Genomic DNA, 17,924 nt, shown 5'->3' with positions numbered 1-17,924 from the left:
GCCGTCGGGCTGCGTGGGGTCGAGCTGCGGAGGACCTGCCCGCGGGAGGGCACCGGCTCAGCGGGCCTGGAGCATCTCCGCGACCTGGAACGCCATCTCGAGCGACTGCTGGTGGTTCAGGCGCGGGTCCACGAGGGTCTCGTAGCGCAGGGCGAGGCCCGCGTCGTCGATCTCCTCGCTGCCGCCGAGCACCTCGGTCACGTCGTCACCGGTCAGCTCGACGTGCAGGCCACCGGGCACCGTGCCGAGAGCGCGATGGACCTCGAAGAAGCCGCGCACCTCGTCCAGGACGTCCTCGAGGCGGCGGGTCTTGTAGCCGCTGGCCGACGTGATGGTGTTGCCGTGCATGGGGTCCGTGACCCACGTGACCGGGGCACCGGACTCGCGCACGGCCTCGACGAGCGCGGGCAGCGCGTCCCGGATCTTGCCCGCGCCCATGCGCGTGATGAACGTCAGCCGGCCCGGGACCGCGTCCGGGTTGAGCTTGTCGATCAGGCGCAGCGCGTCGTCGGGGGCCGTGGTCGGACCGAGCTTGACCCCGATCGGGTTGGCCACGCGCGACAGGAAGTCGACGTGCGCGCCGTCGAGCTGGCGCGTCCGCTCCCCGATCCACAGGAAGTGGCCCGAGGTGTCGTAGGCGTCGCCCGAGCGCGAGTCGATGCGCGTGAGCGAGCGCTCGTAGTCGAGGATGAGCGCCTCGTGGCTCACGAAGAACTCCACCGTGCGCAGCGCGTCGAAGTCGACGCCGCACGCCTTCATGAAGCGGATCGCGCGGTCGATCTCCGCGGCCGTGCTCTCGTAGCGCGCGTAGGCGGGGTTGCGCATGAAGCCGCGGTTCCACTCGTGCACCTGGCGCAGGTCGGCGAAGCCGCCGCCGGTGAACGCCCGGACCACGTTGAGCGTGGCCGAGGAGATCCGGTAGGCCTGCATCAGGCGCTCGGGGTCCGGCACGCGGTCCTCGGGGGTGAACGCGTGCCCGTTGACCATGTCGCCCCGGTATGCGGGCAGCGTCACGCCCTCGCGCGTCTCGTCGTTCGAGCTGCGCGGCTTGGCGTACTGCCCCGCGAGCCGGCCCATCTTCACGACGGGCATGCTCGCGCCGTGCGTGAGGATCACGGCCATCTGCAGGATGGTGCGCACCTTGTTGCGGATGCGCAGGGCGTTCGCGTCCGCGAACGTCTCGGCGCAGTCGCCGCCCTGCAGGAGGAAGGCCTCGCCCCGGCCCGCGGCGGCGAGCCGCGAGCGCAGGGTGTCGGCCTCGGTGGGGACCACGAGCGGCGCGGAGGCCGCGAGCCGCGCGGACACGTCCGCGAGGGCCGCGGCGTCGGGCCACGTGGGTTGCTGCTGCGCGACGAGGGAACGGAACGCGTCCAGTCCCTGGCTGATCTCCGCGCCGGTCGTGGTCGCCATCAGCGGATCAGTGCTCCGCGGGTGCAGCCGGCACGAGCGGCTGGCCGATCTCGCCCAGCAGGTCGCCGAACCACGGCTGCGAGACGTCGAACGCCTTGCCGCCGGCGATGCGCGGGAACTCGATCGCGCGCAGGCGGTCGCCGTTCTCCTCGTCGTGGCCGATCACGCCCGACTCGCCCTTGAACGCGCAGTCGACCGCGAGGTCCGTCATCGACTTGATGAGGCGCAGGTCCTCGGCGTTCGCGGCAGCGGCGCGCGAGTAGTAGCCCGACTTCTGGACCATGGTCTTCTCGGCGCCGAGCTTCTCCGCGAACTGCTTGGCGAACCAGGCACCCGGGTTGATGGTGTCGAGCTTGACGTGGCCGAACGGGTCGCGCTCGACCGTCTCGCCCGACGCCTCGAGCTGCGCGACGATCTCGTTCATGCCGGCACCCTCGGACAGGAAGATGTTGACGTTGCCGACCTCGTCCATGACGGTACGCAGGCGCGCGGCCTCGGCCTCGATGTCGAGCGCGAGCTCGGGCACGAAGACCGCGTGGATGTCCCACCGCTCCTTGGTCAGGCCGATGCCCGGGACCCACTCCTGCGTGTCGAGCCACTTGCGGTACTCGGCGGCCGAGGCGGCGGTCAGCCAGCCGCAGTGACGGCCCATGACCTCGTGCACGATCAGCATGCGGGGGCCCGAGCGGTGCTCGCCGATGATGTTGCGCGCGAACCCGGCGGCCTCCTCGGCCGCGGTCCACGCGCCGAGGGACTGACGGATCGGGATCACGTCGTTGTCGATCGTCTTGGGCAGGCCCACGACCGTGAGCTCGTAGTCGTTCTCGTGGAGGTAGGCCGCGAGGTCTGCCGCCGTGGTGTTCGTGTCGTCGCCGCCGATGGTGTGCAGGACGTCGACGCCGTCGGCCTTGAGCTGCTCCGCGGCGACCTGCAGCGGGTCCTGGCCCTCCTGGACGAGGCCGCGCTTGACGCAGTCCTTCGCGTTGGTGAGCTTCACGCGCGAGTTGCCGATCGGCGAGCCGCCGAAGCGGTGCAGGACGCCCGCCTTCTTGCGGGTCTCGGCGTCCACGACGATCTTGGTGCCGGTCAGCAGGCCGTGGTAGCCGTGCTGGTAGGCGATGATCTCGACCTCGGGGGCGAGCTCGGTGTAGCGCTCGATCAGGCCACCCACGGCGGAGGACAGGCACGGGGCGAACCCGCCGGCCGTCAGGAGTGCGACGCGACGGACCTGCCGACGATCAGACATAGCAAAGGAGCCTCTCGTTGAAGGATGCCGCCGTGCCTGCGTCGTTCGACGCCGGGGATCACCCGGGGCAGCGGGACGGCCTGCTCCCTCAGTCTACTGACGGCGCGGGCTCTTCCTGCGGCGGTTCCGGAACCTGGACGTCCGGGACCGGCCTGCCACCAGGGGCTGCGGGCGAGGCCGGGGGTGTGGTAGCGGCGGGCCCGGCGGCGAGGCGCGCCTTGGCCGTCGCGGCGTAGATGTCGACGTACTCCTGGCCCGACAGGCTCATGATCGCGTACATGATCTCGTCGGCGACCGAGCGCAGGATGAAGCGGTCGTTCTCCATGCCCTGGTAGCGGCTGAAGTCGAGCGGCTCGCCGATCACGATCCCGATGCGCATGGGCTTGGGGATGACCTTGCCGATGGGCTGTGCGATGTTGGTGCCGATCATCGCGACGGGGACCACGGGCGCTCCGGACTCGAGCGCGAGCCGCGCCACGCCGGTCTTGCCGCGGTACAGGCGCCCGTCGGGGCTGCGCGTGCCCTCGGGGTAGATGCCGAACAGCTCGCCCTCGCCGAGGACGCGCAGGCCCGTGGTGAGCGCGGCCTCGCTGGCCTTGCCGCCCGCGCGGTCCACCGGGATGGTCCCCACGCCGCGCATGAACCCGGCCGTCAGACGCCCTTTGATCCCCTTGCCCGTGAAGTAGTCGGACTTGCCGAGGAACTGCACCTTGCGGTTCAGCACGAGAGGCAGGATGAACGAGTCGATGACCGCGAGGTGGTTGCTCGCGAGGATCGCGCCGCCCTCGTCGGGGACGTTCTCGATACCGCGCGTCCACGGACGGTAGAGCAGCCGGAGCAGGGGGCCGACCATCACCTGCTTCATGAACCAGTAGAACAACGTTCCTCCTTGGTGGCCCTCGCGAACACGAGGCGCTCTTCCGACTCTAGAGTGAACCCCATGGCCGCACCGAATGCAGGACCGCAGGGTGAGAACGACGGGAAGGACGACGCGACCGACCCGACCGACGGTGGATCGACCGACGGGTCGAGCACTCCCCACGACGACCTTCCCGACGTCGACGCCCGCTGGGCCGACATCGTCGCGGACCTCTCGGACGTGTCCGCAGCGGCGGAGTCCGCGGCCGCGGAGTCCGCCGCCGGCACGGCCCGTACGGCGCCCTCCGGTCCGCGCGACCTGCACGAGACCTTCCCCGTCGCCCCCTGGGTCCAGGCTCCGGGGCCTCGGGACTGGCCGACGACGCCCGAGGTCGAGGACCTCGAGGACGCCGAGAGCCACTTCACTCCCCCGGACCCTGAGATCGGGATGGGACGCGACCCGCTCATGACCATGGCCTGGGGCCTCGTCGCGGGCATCCCGGTCCTGCTGCTCGTCGGCATGGTCGTGCTCCGACCTTTCCCGACGATCGTCGCGCAGGTCGCGGGCGGGCTCTTCCTCGCCGGCCTGGCCGTGCTGCTCTGGCGCATGCCGCACCGCCGCGAGGACGACCACGCGGGTCCGGGCGCCGTCGTCTGAGGGTGCGGCGCCGTCGGGCCCGAGCGGCGCGACCGGCGGGACGCACTGCCCTGCCCGACGACGTCGCTCCCCGCGCGCAGCACGGCCCCGGCCTCACGTGGAGGGCGGGGCCGTGGCCGGGCGGGGCGACTAGCTGCGGGCGAGGTCCGCCGCACCGACGATGCCGGCCTCGTTGCCCTGCTGGGCGAGGTCGATCTGCGCCTCGGGACGGTGGCCGCGGGCCGAGAGCTGGTCCGCGAAGGCCTTGCGGACCGGCTGGAGCAGCAGGTCGCCCGCCGCACCCACGCCGCCGCCGATCACGATGAGCTCGGGGTCGAGCAGCGCCGTGACCGACGCGGCCCCCTCGCCGATCCAGCGGCCCAGGGTCGCGAGCAGCTCGATCGCGAGCTCGTCGCCCGCCTGCGCGGCCTGCGTGATCTGGGGACCGTTGAGCTTGGACGGGTCGCCGCCCGCGAGCTCGAGGAGGGCACCCGCACGGTCGGGCTGGGCGATGAGCGCGGCCTGGCCGTCGCGCACGAGAGCGCTCCCGGAGGCGTACTGCTCCCAGCAGCCCTCGTGGCCGCAGCCGCAGTAGTGACCGCCGGGCACGACGCGCATGTGGCCGACCTCGGCCGCCACGCCCCAGCGCCCGCGCACGAGCTTGCGGTCGACGATGATCGCGCCGCCGAGCCCCGTGCCGACCGTGAGCATGAGCATGTCGGAGGCGTCGCGGCCCGCGCCGAACGCGAACTCGGCCCAGCCGGCGGCGTTGGCGTCGTTCTCGACGACGATCTTGACGTCGTCGTCGCCGATCAGCGTGCGGACCTTGTTGGCGAGGGGGTACTCGCGCCACGCGATGTTGGGGGCGAAGAGGACCGACGTGCGGTCAGGGCTCACGAAGCCGGCCGCGGCCAGGCCCATGGCCTCGACCTGGAACTCCTGGGACAGCTCCGCGTAGACGTCCGCGACCGCCGCGTCGATGCTCGCGACGTCGTCGGGCTCGGTGTCGCGACGCGTCTGCGCGAGGATCGTGCCGTTCTCGTCGACCACACCCGCGGCGATCTTCGTTCCGCCGATGTCGACTCCGATGGCATGCATGTCAGGTCCTCACTCACGTAGCGGTCTGGAACTCCCGATGAGAACACCAGCCGGTAACGGTTGTGCACCGCCTCGGCATCGGTTCTGCGTACGTCCGTCGGCTCCGAAGTCCGGTCGCTCCCGGTCTTCACCCAGGTACGGCCTGAAATCTTGCGCAACAGCGCACAGCACCATGAAGAGTACCGACTCGGAGGCGGTCAACGACACTTGCGACCTGTGGGTACTGTTCTCACACCGTCGACTTCTGCCACTGGAGCCAGCATGGACGAGTTCAGCGCACCGCGCATCATCGATGTCGATCCTCTCGACAACCTCAACGACCTCTTCGCGACCCGCGTCGCCGCCGGGCCAGACCTCCCCATGATCGAGGTCAAGAGCGGGCCGGGCGCCCCCTGGAAGACCCTCTCGGCGCGGGAGGTCGACACCGACGTCGTCTCCGTGGCCAAGGGCCTCGTCGCGCTGGGCATCGAGCCCGGCGACCACGTCGGCATCATGTCCCGCACGCGCTACGAGTGGACGCTGCTCGACTGGGCGACCTGGGCGGCGGGCGCCGTCCCCGTGCCCCTGTACGAGACCTCGAGCGCCGAGCAGGTCCAGTGGATCCTCTCCGACGCGGCCGTCAAGCTGCTCGTCGTCGAGTCCGCCGCGAACGCCGCGACCGTCGCCGAGGTCCGCGACCGGGCCCCTGGGCTCCGCGACGTGTTCGTCATCGACGACGGCGGGATCGCCGCGCTCAAGGAGGCGGGCAAGGACGTCACCGACGACGAGATCGCCCGCCGCCGGGGCCTCGCGAACCTCGCGGACGTCGCGACCATCATCTACACCTCGGGCACGACCGGCCGCCCCAAGGGCGCCGAGCTCACGCACGAGAACTTCTACTCGCTGACCGTCAACGCGGTCGAGGCCCTGCCCGAGGTCTTCGCCGAGGCCAACGGCCGCACGCTGCTCTTCATGCCGCTCGCGCACGTGTTCGCGCGCTTCATCGGCGTGCTCGTGGTCGCGGGTGGCACGGTGCTCGGCCACACCCCCGACACCAAGACCCTCCTCGAGGACCTCGGCGAGTTCAAGCCGACGTACATCCTCTCGGTGCCCCGCGTGTTCGAGAAGGTCTACAACTCCTCGGAGCAGAAGGCCGCCGCTGGCGGCAAGGTCAAGATCTTCCACTGGGCCGCCGCGACCGCGATCGCCTGGTCGCGCGCGCTCGACGACCCCAAGGGGCCGGGCCTCGGGCTCAAGATCCAGCACAAGGTCGCCGACGCGCTCGTCTACAAGAAGCTGCGCGCAGCCCTCGGCGGACAGACCAAGTGGGCCGTCTCGGGCGGCGCACCGCTCGGCGAGCGACTGGGCCACTTCTACCGCGGCATCGGCGTGCGCATCCTCGAGGGCTACGGCCTGACCGAGTCCACGGCCCCGACGTCGGTCAACCGCCCCACGGCGACCAAGATCGGGACCGTCGGCCCCCAGCTCCCCGGCTGCGGCGCGAAGATCGCGGAGGACGGCGAGATCCTCCTCCAGGGCCACCACGTCTTCCGGGGCTACCACAACAACCCGCAGGCCACGGCCGACGCGTTCGTCGACGGCTGGTTCCGCACGGGCGACCTGGGCTCGCTCGACGAGGACGGCTTCCTGCGCATCACGGGGCGCAAGAAGGAGATCATCGTGACCGCGGGCGGCAAGAACGTCGCCCCCGCCGTGCTCGAGGACCGCATCCGCGCGCACGCGCTCGTGAGCCAGTGCGTCGTCGTCGGGGACGGACAGCCGTTCATCGGCGCCCTCGTGACGCTCGACCCCGAGGGCCTGCCCGGCTGGCTCGCGATGCACGGCAAGGAACCCATGAGCGTCGACGCCGCGGCGCTCGACGTCGACGTCCTCGCGGCGCTCGACACCGCGGTGGACCGCGCCAACAAGGCCGTCTCGCGCGCCGAGTCGATCCGCAAGTTCACCATCCTGGCCACGGACTTCACGGTCGAGAACGGCTACCTGACGCCGTCGCTCAAGGTCAAGCGCAACGTCGTGCTCAAGGACTTCTCGGTCGAGGTCGACGCGATCTACTCGGGCGTGCCCGCGCAGTGATCTGACGTGACCTGAGACGCCCGCACGACGGGCACGACGGGCACGACGGCCGGTCCCCACCAGGGGGGGCCGGCCGTTCTCGCGCCGTCGCGAGGCCGCCGATCACGATCGCCCCGCCCACCGACGGTGACGCGCCCGCCGACCCGTCAGAGCCGCGCGAGCCGCCCGACGAGCGCGGGCGAGCCGATCGCCACCGCGCCCATGGCCTGGACGTCGTCGGCGACCTCGCGGTCGCTCGTGACGACGGCCACGGGCCGCCCCTCGGGCTCTGCGGCGACCAGGCGCCGGATCAGGTGGTCGGCGATCTCCCCCGACGAGAACAGGACCCGGACCCCGCGCGTGCTCGCGGGCGGCATGTGGCCCAGCTCCTGGCCGTCGAAGCAGCACGTGACCTCGGCGCCCGTGCGCGAGGCGATGCGGACGAGCCCGTCGACGAGGCGGCGTCTCTGCTGCGCGAGCGTGAGCGTGCCGAAACCCGTCTTGCTGACGTTGTACCCGTCGACGATCAGGTGCATCTGGGGCACGGCGAGCACGTCGTCGAGCAGCGCCGGGTCGTCGCCCGCGCGCCCGCGCGAGCCCGGTCGCGTCGTGCTGCCCGTGCCGTGGCCAGCGGCGTCGACCTCGAGGGGAGCCACGGTGTCGCCGGGCCGCAGCGTGGTCGGGGGGATCCCGAGCTCTCGGCGGAGCCCGACCGCTGCGTCGACGACCGTCTCCAGCAGCAGTCGCGCCCGAGCGTTGGCGAGCTCGGCCCCGGTATGCGTGAGCGTGCGGGCCTCGTCGCGGGCAGCGTGGGCGCGTTCGAGCGCGACCGCGGCCTCGCGCCGCTCGGCGGCGGCCTGGGTGGCGAGCGCCTCGGCGGCCTGCGTCCGCGCGTCGGCCTCGGCGCGGGCGGCGCGCGCCTCGGAGCGGGCACGGTCGGCGTCCGAGCGCAGCCTGCGCTCGGTACGACGCAGGGTCGCGAGCTCCGCACGGGCCTCCTCGAGCGCGGCACGGTCGGCGGCCGCGGCCTGCCTGGCTGCGTCGAGCTCGGCAAGGGCCCTGTCGCGCTCGGTCACGGCCCGCTCGGCCTCCTGGGCCCGGCGCTGCTCCTGCTCGCGCTCCTGGGCGTCCTGGAGCGCCCGGTCGAGGTAGTCCTCCCAGCCGTCGGGACGCAGCAGGAACGCGCCGACGGCGAGATCCAGGGCGCGTCCCGCCCCGCCGCGGGCGGTCTCGGCCGTGGAGACGAGCTCCCCGCCCTGCCCGACGGCGCCTCTCGCCTCGGGGGCGGACGTGCGGTCGGGAGCGGCGCGGGGCGCCGGAGCGGGCACCTCGCCCACGGTCCGCGTCGCGCTCGCCGGCTCCGCGGAGGCGACCAGGGGCTCGGTCCCCCGGTCGAGCGAGACGGCGCCCGAGCCGGGGGCCCGCTCGTCGTCGCCCGGCCCGGCCGACGTGTCGGGGCCGGTCGTCGCGGTGGTCGCGGCGCCGTCGGGCACGAGCTCGCGCGCCTCGGACGGGTGCGCGGCGCTCCACGCGGCCGCGACCGCGGACCGGAAGGACGGGCTCGTCTCGAGCGCCTGCCAGAGCGGCACCGCTCCTGATGCCGCGCGCCGGCGCGGCGCGAACGTCCTGACGCGGCGCAGCGCGACCGGGACGGTCGCGGGGTCCCACGCGCCCAGGACGCGCGCGGCCAGCTCGAGGAGCTGGGTGCGGACCTCGGGCGGGACCGGCGGACGTGCGACGTCACCCTCCGGAGACGACCCCGCGGACGCACCCGGGATCTCGACCGAGCGCGGCACAGCGTCCTTGTTGTCCCGACTCGTCCCATCCATGGGTCAACACTACGGGCGAACGGGGCGTCGGGTCCTGACGGCGCGGCGCGGGCGTGCACCGCGTCCCGCGCGGCCGCCACCGACCGTGTCGGTGCCCCCGGGTACGTTCGGGCCCATGTCGTCCCCGACCGCCGCAGCCTCGGCCGCTCCCCCGCAGCTCTCGGTCCGTTCGTTCACCCCCGACGTCGTCCCCGGGAGCATCCCCGTCCAGCTCGGCCTCGACGAGCTGGGCACCCCCCTGCAGGACGTCACGTTCGTGGTCGTGGACCTCGAGACGACGGGCGGCTCGCCCGCCTCGTCGGGCATCACGGAGATCGGCGCGGTCAAGGTCCGTGGCGGGGAGGTCCTCGGTGAGTTCCAGACCCTCGTCAACCCCGGCACCCCCGTCCCGGCGTTCATCGCCCGCCTGACCGGGATCAGCACCGCGATGGTCGCGACCGCGCCCCCGATCCAGGCCGTGCTGCCCTCGTTCCTCGAGTTCTCCCGGGGAGCGGTCCTGGTCGCGCACAACGCACCGTTCGACATCGGCTTCCTCAAGGCTGCCGCGCGCGACGCGGGCTACGACTGGCCGGGCAACCAGGTCCTCGACACCGTCCCCCTCGCCCGTCGGGTCGTGACCCGCGACGAGGCCCCCAACCACAAGCTCTCGACGCTCGCCGCGCTCTTCCACGCGGCCGTGACGCCCGAGCACCGGGCGCTGGCCGACGCGCGCGCCACGGTCGACGTCCTGCACGCCCTGCTCGAACGGCTCGCCCCGTTCGGCATCACGCACCTCGAGGACCTCGCGACCGCGACGGACCCCGTCCCGCCGGACGTGCGGCGCAAGCGCACGCTCGCCGACGGCCTGCCCGACGCCCCCGGGGTCTACCTGTTCCGCGGACCGGGCGAGGAGGTCCTGTACGTGGGCACCTCCACCTCGATCCGCCGCCGGGTCCGCAGCTACTTCACGGCCGCCGAGAAGCGCAGCCGGATGACCGAGATGGTGCGCATCGCGCACGCCGTGACGCCCGTGGTGTGCGCGACCGTGCTCGAGGCCCAGGTGCGCGAGCTGCGGCTCATCGCCGAGCACTCGCCCCGCTACAACCGTCGCTCCAAGTTTCCCGAGCGCATGAGCTGGGTGCGCCTGACGCGCGAGCACCACCCGCGGCTCTCGATCGTCCAGGACGTCAGGCCCGACGCCGCGCACATCGGCCCCTACTCGTCACGGCGCCAGGCCCAGCAGGCGATCGACGCGCTGCACGACGCGCTCCCCCTGCGCCAGTGCACGCCCCGCCTGCCGCTGCTGCCCTCCCCGGGGGCCAGCGCGTGCGCGCTGGCCGAGATGGGACGGTGCGGTGCGCCCTGCACGACAGCACAGGAGCCGCAGGGCTACCCCGCCGTGGTGGGACGCGCCCGCCGGACGCTGCTCGCGGACCCGAGCGACGTCGTCGACCCCCTGACCGCGCGGATCGCCGCGCTCGCCGCCGACGAACGCTACGAGCAGGCCGCCGAGGTCACCGCGCGCCTCGAGGCGTTCCTGCTCGGGGCGGGACGCGCGCAACGGCTCGGGCCGCTCGCGGAGTGCGCCGAGCTCGTGGCGGCCAAGCCCCTCGACCGGGGCGGGTGGGAGATCGTCGTGGTGCGCCACGCCCGCCTCGCGGCGACCGGGGTCTCAGCCCCGGGGGCCGACCCGTGGCCCACCATCGAGGCCCTCGTCGCGACGGCCGAGGAGGTCGCGCCGCCCGTCGCCCCTGCGCCCGCGTGCCACCCGCACGAGGCCGAGCTCGTGCTCGGCTGGCTCGAGCAGCCCGGCGTCCGGCTCGTCGACGTGACGCACCCGCTCGCCTGGCCCGTCCGCTCGGCGCGCGCCTTCGCGGACCGCGACCGCACCGCGCAGCGCGTCGCCCAGCACGTCGAGGCTAGATTGGACCCCGGTTCGTCGAACGACGAGCCCCGCGCCTCGGACCCGACGGAGGACCCATGCTGACCGCGATCGTGCTGATCGACACCGAACCGAACCTCATCCCCGAGGTGGCCTCGCAGGTCGCCTCGCTCCGAGGTGTCAGCGAGGTCTACTCGGTCACCGGGAAGGCCGACCTCGTGGCCATGGTCCGCGTCAAGGAGCACGACGACCTCGCCGACGTCATCGCCGACCGGGTCAGCAAGATCGAGGGCGTGCTGCGCACCGAGACGTTCATCGCGTTCCGCGCCTACTCCGACGTCGACCTCGAGCAGGCGTTCGCCCTGGGGCTCGACGACTGACCACTGCACGAGGGCGGGGCGTGGACGGTCCCCCGTCCGCGCCCCGCCCTCGTCGTCGCCGCTCGCCACCGACGGGTGCCCGTCGGCGCCCCGTCACCCGGGGCGGCGAGCGTGTGTCGTCATCGCGTCGAGGCGGCGACCCAGCGCTCCAGCACGCCCGCCGCCGCACCCGAGTCGACGCTCGTCGCCGCGTGGGCCATGCCCGCGCGCAGACGCTCGACGAGCGTCCCCTCGGCGGTGCCGGGCAGGCTCGCGTCCGCGACCAGTGCGGCCGCGGCGTTGAGCAGCACCGTCTCCCGCACGGGCCCGGCCTCGCCCGCCAGGACGCGTCGTGCGACCTCGGCGTTGAACCTCGCGTCGGCCCCCCGCAGGTCCTCGACCGTGATCCGCTGCAGGCCCAGCTCGGCCGCAGCGTCGAGCGAGCTGGTCGTGACGGAGCCGTCGCGCACCTCCCACACCGTCGAGGTGCCGGTCGCCGCGAGCTCGTCGAGCCCGTCGTCCCCCCGGAACACCAGGGCCGAGGTGCCGCGCGACGCGAAGACACCGGCCACGAGCGGGGCCATGCGCGCGTCCGCGACCCCGACGGCCGTCGCGGCGGGCTGGGCGGGATTCGTCAGAGGACCCAGGAAGTTGAACGCCGTCGGGATCCCGAGCTCCTTGCGCGCGACCGCCGAGTGCCGGAACGAGGGGTGGAAGACCTGCGCGAAGCAGAACGTGATGCCGACCTCCTCGACCAGCTGCGTGACCCGCTCCGGGGACTGGTCGAGGCGGATGCCCAGGACCTCGAGCACGTCGGCCGAGCCCGACGACGACGACGCGGCCCGGTTGCCGTGCTTGACGACGCGGACGCCCGTCCCCGCGATCACGACCGCGGCCATGGTCGAGACGTTGACCGTGTGCGCACGGTCGCCGCCGGTCCCGACGATGTCCACCGCCGGCCCCTGCACCGTGAACCGGGTCGCGTGGGCGAGCATCGCGTCGGCCAGGCCGCGCAGCTCGCCCACGGTCTCGCCCTTGGAGCGCAGTGCGACGAGGAAGGCCGCGAGGCGCACGGGGCTGACCTCTCCCGAGAGCACCATGTCCATGGCCCACGCCGTCAGCTCCGGGGTCAGCTCCCGACCCGCGATGAGCTCGGACAGGAGACCCGGCCACGACGGCGCCGTCTGCTCAGGCACCAGGGAGGCGCCCTGGGGTGCGAGGACGGACGGGACGGTTGCCGGAGTGCCCGGTGTCGTGGTCACGGGATCTGCCCTTCATGAGGTCATTCGATCAGCGAGACGATCGCTCGCTGCAGCTCGATGGCGTCGAACGGCCGGGGGACGGCCTCGTCGGCGAGCGACCACGATGCTAGCCAACCGTCCTGCGGCCTGCCGGTGAGGACCAGAACCGGCGGGCACCGGAAGATCTCGTTCTTGAGCTGGCGGCACAGGCCCATGCCGCCGGCCTTGTCGGCCTCCCCGTCGAGCACCAGGAGGTCCCAGCCGCCCGCGTCGGCCGCGGCCACGACCGCGGTGGAGGTCGCGACCTCCTTCCAGACGATGTCGGGAGCTCCCGCCCGCACGCGACGCCCGACGGCGAGGCGCACCTGCTCGCGCACCGTCACGTCGTCGCTGTAGAGCAGGATGTGCGGCGCGCGCACGGCCTGGACCGGCCCGACCTCGGAGAGCGCGTCCTGCTCCGTGGTGGTGGTCGTCAGGCCGTTCGTCGTCGACGTCATCGTCGCCTCCTTCTGGTTCGGGTCTCGTCCGGTTCCCGGTCGAGCCTGCTCGTGCCTGCCGGTCGTGCGGTGGTGGACCACCGCGATCGCCGAGCCGGAGGCACAGCACTCCTGGGCATCTTGGCACGTCGGACGCCCGGGCGACATCCTCGCGCGCCGCGACGGACAGGGGCGTTCCAGGCCGTGGTCACGACCCCCGAATTCCCGCCGTTTCATGGCACTTCCCCGTGATCCGTCATGAAGTGCAGGGCTTGGTGGGAGAATCTGGAGACTTTGTGAGATTTGCCGCGCGCCACCCCCCGGATCGGTGGTCCAAAGCACGCCCACGTCGGCCATAATGGCTGATGTGTCGACCGCAACGGCTGCCCCCCACGCCCACCAGCACGTGAGCGTCAACCGACCGAACCCTGTCTCGGTCGGGACGATCGTGTGGCTGGCCAGCGAGCTCATGTTCTTCGCTGGACTGTTCGCTATGTACTTCACCGCACGATCGGTGATACCCGCCGAGGAGTGGGCTTCTCAGACCGAGAAGCTCAACATCCCCTTCGCCGTGATCAACACGTCGGTGCTGGTGCTGTCCTCCGTGACGTGCCAGCTGGGTGTCCTCGCGGCGGAGCGTTTCCAGCCCGTCCGCACCGGATCGATCTTCCAGGTCAACCGGTGGGGGATGAACGAGTGGATCACGCTCACGTACCTCATGGGTGCGTTCTTCATCGGCGGTCAGGTCTACGAGTACGCCGAGCTCGTGCACGAGGGACTCACCATCTCGTCGCACCCCTACGGCTCGGTCTTCTTCCTGGCAACGGGCTTCCACGGACTCCACGTCGTGGGTGGTCTGATCGCCTTCCTGTTCCTTCTCGGTCGGTCCTTCGCCGCCAAGAACTTCGGGCACCACGAGGCCACCACCGGCATCGTGACGTCCTACTACTGGCACTTCGTCGACGTCGTGTGGATCGCACTCTTCTTCGTGATCTACATCCTCCGCTGACGCGGTGACGCCCGCGGCACCGATGCCCGGACAACCACATCTGCCCCCTGCACCCCCCACTTGCGAGACGAGGATCATTTCGTGAAGGCACTCGCCGCCCGCAGACACCACCGCTTCGCACCGGTCGTGCTGCTGCTGCTGGCGCTGCTGGTCACCGGCGGCGTCTACGCCGCCTTTGCCCCGAGTCCAGCCAGCGCTGACACCGCCAGCACCGAGGACATCGAGACAGGCCAGAAGCTTTTCCAGGCGAACTGCGCCACCTGCCACGGCCCCAACGCCGAGGGGTCGGACACCGTTCCGTCCCTCGTCGGCGTGGGAGCGGCCGCTGTCGACTTCCAGGTGTCGACGGGTCGTATGCCCATGCAGATGGAAGGCCCCCAGGCCATCCAGAAGCCGCGCCAGTTCGACGAGGAGCAGACCGCGCAGCTCGCCGCGTACGTCGCCTCCCTGGGCGCCGGCCCGGCGATCCCCACGGACGAGCAGGTCGACGCCGCGCTCGGAGACCCGTCGAACGGTGCTGCGGTCTTCCGCACCAACTGCGCGATGTGCCACAACGCCGTCGGAGCGGGCGGCGCCCTGTCCGAGGGCAAGTTCGCGCCCGCGCTGTGGGACACCTCGGAGCGCAACATCTACCAGGCCATGCAGACCGGCCCGCAGTCCATGCCGGTGTTCAACGACATGAACATCACGCCCGACGAGAAGCGCGACGTCATCGCGTACCTCGTCGAGCAGCGTGAGGGCTCCGCCGGTGGGCTGGACCTTGGTTCTCTCGGCCCCGTCAGCGAGGGCCTCTGGGTGTGGATCGTGGGCATGGGTCTACTGATCGGCGCCGCCGTGTGGATCGGAGCGAAGTCGTCGTGAGCGACAACCAGAACTCGACGGACCTGACCAAGCAGGACGGGCGCGAGCTCGACCGCTTCCAGGATCCGGGTATCCCGGCTCACAAGAGCCGGATGGCAGACCGTGACCCCCAGGCCGCCAAGCGTGCCGAGAAGCAGGTCGTGATCCTCTTCACGATCTCGATCATCGGCACCATCGGCATGCTGGTCGCGTTCTTCGCGCTGCCCGACGACACCTCGATCGCGGGGATCCGCACGGCCAACCTGATCATCGGTCTCGGCCTGGCCTTCTCGCTGCTCGGCATCGGTCTCGCAGCGGTCCACTGGGCCAAGACCCTCATGTCGGACCACGAGCACGTCGACGAGCGGCACGCCCAGCGCAGCTCGGACGCCGTCCGCGCCGAGGCCGTGCAGGCCCTGACCGAGGGTGCCCAGGACTCGGGCATCGCCCGTCGTGGCGTGCTCAAGGGCGCGGTCGTCACCGCCCTCGCGCTCTTCCCGCTCGCGATCGCTGTTCCCCTCGTGGCCGAGGTGGGTGGAGACTGGAACGTCAACAAGTTCCGCCACACGCTCTGGAAGCCCAAGATGCGCCTCGCGCTCGACCCCTCGGGCCGCCCGATCAAGGCCGAGGACGTCACGATCGGCAGCGCCTTCCACGTCATCCCCGACGTGCCGGAGGAGGTGCGCACCTCGCACGAGTGGATCTCCGAGAAGGCCAAGGCCATCGTCCTGATGGTCCGTCTCGACCCTCGTGACCTCAAGGAGGCCGAGGACCGCAAGGACTGGTCGTACGACGGCATCGTCGCCTACTCCAAGGTCTGCACCCACGTCGGGTGCCCGGTCGCGCTCTACGAGCAGCAGACGCACCACCTGCTGTGCCCGTGCCACCAGTCGACCTTCGACGTCGCGGACGGCGCCAAGGTCGTCTTCGGCCCCGCCAAGCGGCCGCTCCCTCAGCTGCCGATCACCGTTGACGACGAGGGCTACCTGGTCGCTCAGAGCGACTTCCTGGAGCCCGTCGGACCGAGCTACTGGGAGCGCCTCAAGTGAGCACCAGCACCGCGGGACCCGCTGAAGCGACCGCAGACTATCTGGACCAGCGGACCGGCATCGCCGGGGCCGTCAAGGAGTTCGCCCGCAAGGTCTTCCCGGACCACTGGTCGTTCCTCCTGGGCGAGATCGCCCTCTACTCGTTCGTCGTCCTCATCCTCTCGGGCTTCTTCCTGACGATGTTCTTCGTGCCGAGCATGGGCCTGGTCACGTACCACGGTGAGCCCGCCACGATGAACGGCCAGCTCATGTCCGAGGCCTTCGCCTCGACGCTGCACACCTCGTTCGAGGTGCGCGGCGGTCTGCTGATGCGTCAGATCCACCACTGGTCGGCCCTGCTCTTCATGGCCGCGATCGTGACGCACATGATGCGCGTCTTCTTCACCGGGGCGTTCCGCAAGCCGCGTGAGCTCAACTGGATGGTCGGGTTCCTCCTGATGATCCTGGGGCTCGCCGCCGGCTTCACGGGCTACTCGCTCCCGGACGACGTGCTCTCCGGCAACGGTCTGCGCATCACCGACGGCGTCGTCAAGTCGATCCCGATCATCGGGTCGTACATGTCGTACTTCATCTTCGGTGGCGAGTTCCCGGGCGAGCACATCATCCCGAGGCTCTTCACGCTGCACATCCTCGTGGTCCCGGGCCTGATCCTGGCGCTCGTCGCCCTCCACCTGTTCTTCGTCGTGCTGCACAAGCACACGCAGTACCCCGGTGGCGGCCGCACCAACGCCAACGTGGTCGGCTTCCCGCTGTTCCCCGTGTACGTCGCCAAGGCTGGTGGCTTCTTCTTCGTGGTGTTCGGCGTCATCGCCGCGATGGGCGCCACGATGGCCATCAACAACGTCTGGAACTACGGACCGTACGACCCCTCCCCCGTCTCGGCCGGTGCTCAGCCCGACTGGTACATGCTGTTCCTCGAGGGCTCGCTACGACTCATGCCCGGGCAGACCGAGTACGTGATCGCGGGCTACACGCTCTCGCTCAACATCCTGATCCCCGCGGTCGTGATCCCGGGCCTGCTGTTCACGTTCCTCGCGGTCTACCCGTTCCTCGAGGCCGCCGTGACCAAGGACAAGCGCGAGCACCACGTGCTCGACCGTCCGCGCAACGTCCCGGTCCGCACGGGCCTCGGTGTCGGCTTCCTGACGGCGTTCATCATCCTGGCTCTCGCCGGGTCGAACGACCTCATCGCGACGCACTTCCACCTGTCGATCAACGCGATCACGTGGGTCTTCCGTGTGCTGCTCTTCGTCGGCCCGGTGATCGCCTTCTGGATCACCAAGCGCATCTGCCTCGGGCTGCAGCGCAAGGACCGCGAGCTCGTCCTGCACGGCCACGAGACCGGCCGCATCGTGCGCTTCGCGCACGGTGAGTACATCGAGGTCCACCGTCCGCTCGACGACCAGGAGCGCTGGCTCCGTGTGAACTACACGGCGCACGCTCCCCTGGAGATCGAGCCGGCGACCGACTCTCGCGGTGTCCGCCGCAAGGGTTACAAGAAGGACCGCCGGATGCAGCGTCTGTCGCGCTTCTTCTACGAGGACCGGGTCGAGCCCGTGACCCCCTCGGAGGTGGCCGCGTCCCACTCGCACGGCGAGCACGACGCGCTCGGCGCCGCGGACACCACGCCCGCCGTGGAGTCCGGCTCGGCGGTCGGCGGCGGCAGCCACATCGTCAGCCCTGACGACACCGGCAGCACCAAGCACTGACCCGCTCCCCTCGGAGCAGAACGACCCGTGAGACGGTCCGGCACCCGCCGGAACATCTCACGGGTCGTTCGCGTTCCACGGATGTCGTGTTCGCTCGGTTCGCACCGACCGAACCTTTCGCCACAGATGTCGCACCTGCGCGGTGCGGCGCACCGATCCAGGAGGCACACCGGCATGGCTGTCTACACCCTTCCCGAGCTGTCGTACGACTACGGCGCACTCGAGCCCCACATCTCCGGCCGCATCATGG

15 protein-coding genes and 1 pseudogene are annotated in these 17,924 nt (G+C 71.4%); 9 read left to right on the top strand and 7 right to left on the bottom strand.

Features of this window, described 5'->3' with window-relative positions:
- Positions 1-57 precede the first annotated feature (57 nt).
- The 3 genes from H9640_RS17310 to H9640_RS17300 form a co-directional block, all read right to left on the bottom strand.
- Positions 58-1,410 carry a class II 3-deoxy-7-phosphoheptulonate synthase gene (locus H9640_RS17310; RefSeq protein ID WP_191792023.1) on the bottom strand — a complete coding sequence of 451 codons (1,353 nt, stop codon included), beginning with the start codon at positions 1,408-1,410 and terminating at the stop codon, positions 58-60.
- A gap of 7 nt (positions 1,411-1,417) precedes the next feature.
- Positions 1,418-2,656, bottom strand: coding sequence for a pyrophosphate--fructose-6-phosphate 1-phosphotransferase (locus H9640_RS17305; protein ID WP_191792022.1), 1,239 nt, complete (start codon positions 2,654-2,656; stop codon positions 1,418-1,420).
- An 88-nt stretch (positions 2,657-2,744) separates the two neighbouring features.
- On the bottom strand, positions 2,745-3,536 hold the full coding sequence (locus H9640_RS17300; RefSeq protein ID WP_225227407.1) for a lysophospholipid acyltransferase family protein: 792 nt from the start codon (positions 3,534-3,536) through the stop codon (positions 2,745-2,747).
- Between the two features lie 60 nt (positions 3,537-3,596).
- Here H9640_RS17300 and H9640_RS17295 point away from each other — a divergent pair, with 60 nt between their 5' ends.
- Positions 3,597-4,172, top strand: coding sequence for a hypothetical protein (locus H9640_RS17295; protein ID WP_191792021.1), 576 nt, complete (start codon positions 3,597-3,599; stop codon positions 4,170-4,172).
- Between the two features lie 129 nt (positions 4,173-4,301).
- Here H9640_RS17295 and H9640_RS17290 read toward each other — a convergent pair whose 3' ends face one another.
- Positions 4,302-5,249, bottom strand: coding sequence for an ROK family glucokinase (locus H9640_RS17290; RefSeq protein ID WP_191792020.1), 948 nt, complete (start codon positions 5,247-5,249; stop codon positions 4,302-4,304).
- A gap of 261 nt (positions 5,250-5,510) precedes the next feature.
- Here H9640_RS17290 and H9640_RS17285 point away from each other — a divergent pair, with 261 nt between their 5' ends.
- A complete protein-coding gene (locus tag H9640_RS17285) occupies positions 5,511-7,322 on the top strand; it encodes an AMP-dependent synthetase/ligase (RefSeq protein ID WP_191792019.1) in 1,812 nt (603 codons plus the stop codon).
- Between the two features lie 146 nt (positions 7,323-7,468).
- Here H9640_RS17285 and H9640_RS17280 read toward each other — a convergent pair whose 3' ends face one another.
- Positions 7,469-9,130, bottom strand: a complete 1,662-nt coding sequence (locus H9640_RS17280; RefSeq protein WP_191792018.1) for an NYN domain-containing protein — start codon at positions 9,128-9,130, stop codon at positions 7,469-7,471.
- 115 nt (positions 9,131-9,245) lie between these two features.
- Between H9640_RS17280 and H9640_RS17275 the strand changes: the two genes are divergently transcribed.
- Both H9640_RS17275 and H9640_RS17270 read left to right on the top strand, forming a co-directional pair.
- Entirely contained in the window at positions 9,246-11,096 is a 1,851-nt protein-coding gene (locus H9640_RS17275; RefSeq protein ID WP_191792017.1) for a DEDD exonuclease domain-containing protein, read from the top strand.
- Positions 11,090-11,371 carry an Lrp/AsnC family transcriptional regulator gene (locus H9640_RS17270; protein WP_138824253.1) on the top strand — a complete coding sequence of 94 codons (282 nt, stop codon included), beginning with the start codon at positions 11,090-11,092 and terminating at the stop codon, positions 11,369-11,371. Before H9640_RS17275 ends, H9640_RS17270 begins: the two co-directional genes overlap by 7 nt.
- Positions 11,372-11,490: 119 nt before the next feature.
- Here the strand turns inward: H9640_RS17270 and trpD are convergent, their stop codons facing one another.
- Together trpD and H9640_RS17260 are read right to left on the bottom strand one after the other, a co-directional pair.
- A complete protein-coding gene (gene trpD / locus H9640_RS17265) occupies positions 11,491-12,546 on the bottom strand; it encodes an anthranilate phosphoribosyltransferase (RefSeq protein WP_191792093.1) in 1,056 nt (351 codons plus the stop codon).
- Between the two features lie 86 nt (positions 12,547-12,632).
- Positions 12,633-13,088, bottom strand: coding sequence for a hypothetical protein (locus H9640_RS17260; protein WP_225227406.1), 456 nt, complete (start codon positions 13,086-13,088; stop codon positions 12,633-12,635).
- 337 nt (positions 13,089-13,425) lie between these two features.
- Here H9640_RS17260 and ctaE point away from each other — a divergent pair, with 337 nt between their 5' ends.
- The 5 genes and pseudogenes from ctaE to H9640_RS17235 form a co-directional block, all read left to right on the top strand.
- On the top strand, positions 13,426-14,076 hold the full coding sequence (gene ctaE, locus H9640_RS17255) for an aa3-type cytochrome oxidase subunit III (RefSeq protein WP_191792016.1): 651 nt from the start codon (positions 13,426-13,428) through the stop codon (positions 14,074-14,076).
- A gap of 81 nt (positions 14,077-14,157) precedes the next feature.
- Positions 14,158-14,937 (top strand): cytochrome bc1 complex diheme cytochrome c subunit, encoded by a 780-nt coding sequence (gene qcrC / locus H9640_RS17250; protein WP_191792015.1) that lies wholly within the window; start codon positions 14,158-14,160, stop codon positions 14,935-14,937.
- Positions 14,934-15,965, top strand: a complete 1,032-nt coding sequence (gene qcrA / locus H9640_RS17245) for a cytochrome bc1 complex Rieske iron-sulfur subunit (protein ID WP_307824113.1) — start codon at positions 14,934-14,936, stop codon at positions 15,963-15,965. Before qcrC ends, qcrA begins: the two co-directional genes overlap by 4 nt.
- Positions 15,962-17,674 carry a cytochrome bc1 complex cytochrome b subunit gene (qcrB, locus tag H9640_RS17240; protein WP_191792014.1) on the top strand — a complete coding sequence of 571 codons (1,713 nt, stop codon included), beginning with the start codon at positions 15,962-15,964 and terminating at the stop codon, positions 17,672-17,674. The genes qcrA and qcrB overlap by 4 nt, the downstream gene beginning before the upstream one ends.
- Positions 17,675-17,848: 174 nt before the next feature.
- A pseudogene (locus H9640_RS17235) lies at positions 17,849-17,924 on the top strand (superoxide dismutase); the annotation flags it as partial.

Source organism: Oerskovia gallyi, assembly GCF_014836745.1.
GTDB classification, from domain to species: domain Bacteria; phylum Actinomycetota; class Actinomycetes; order Actinomycetales; family Cellulomonadaceae; genus Oerskovia; species Oerskovia paurometabola.
This window is presented reverse-complemented; position numbering and strand designations above follow the sequence as displayed.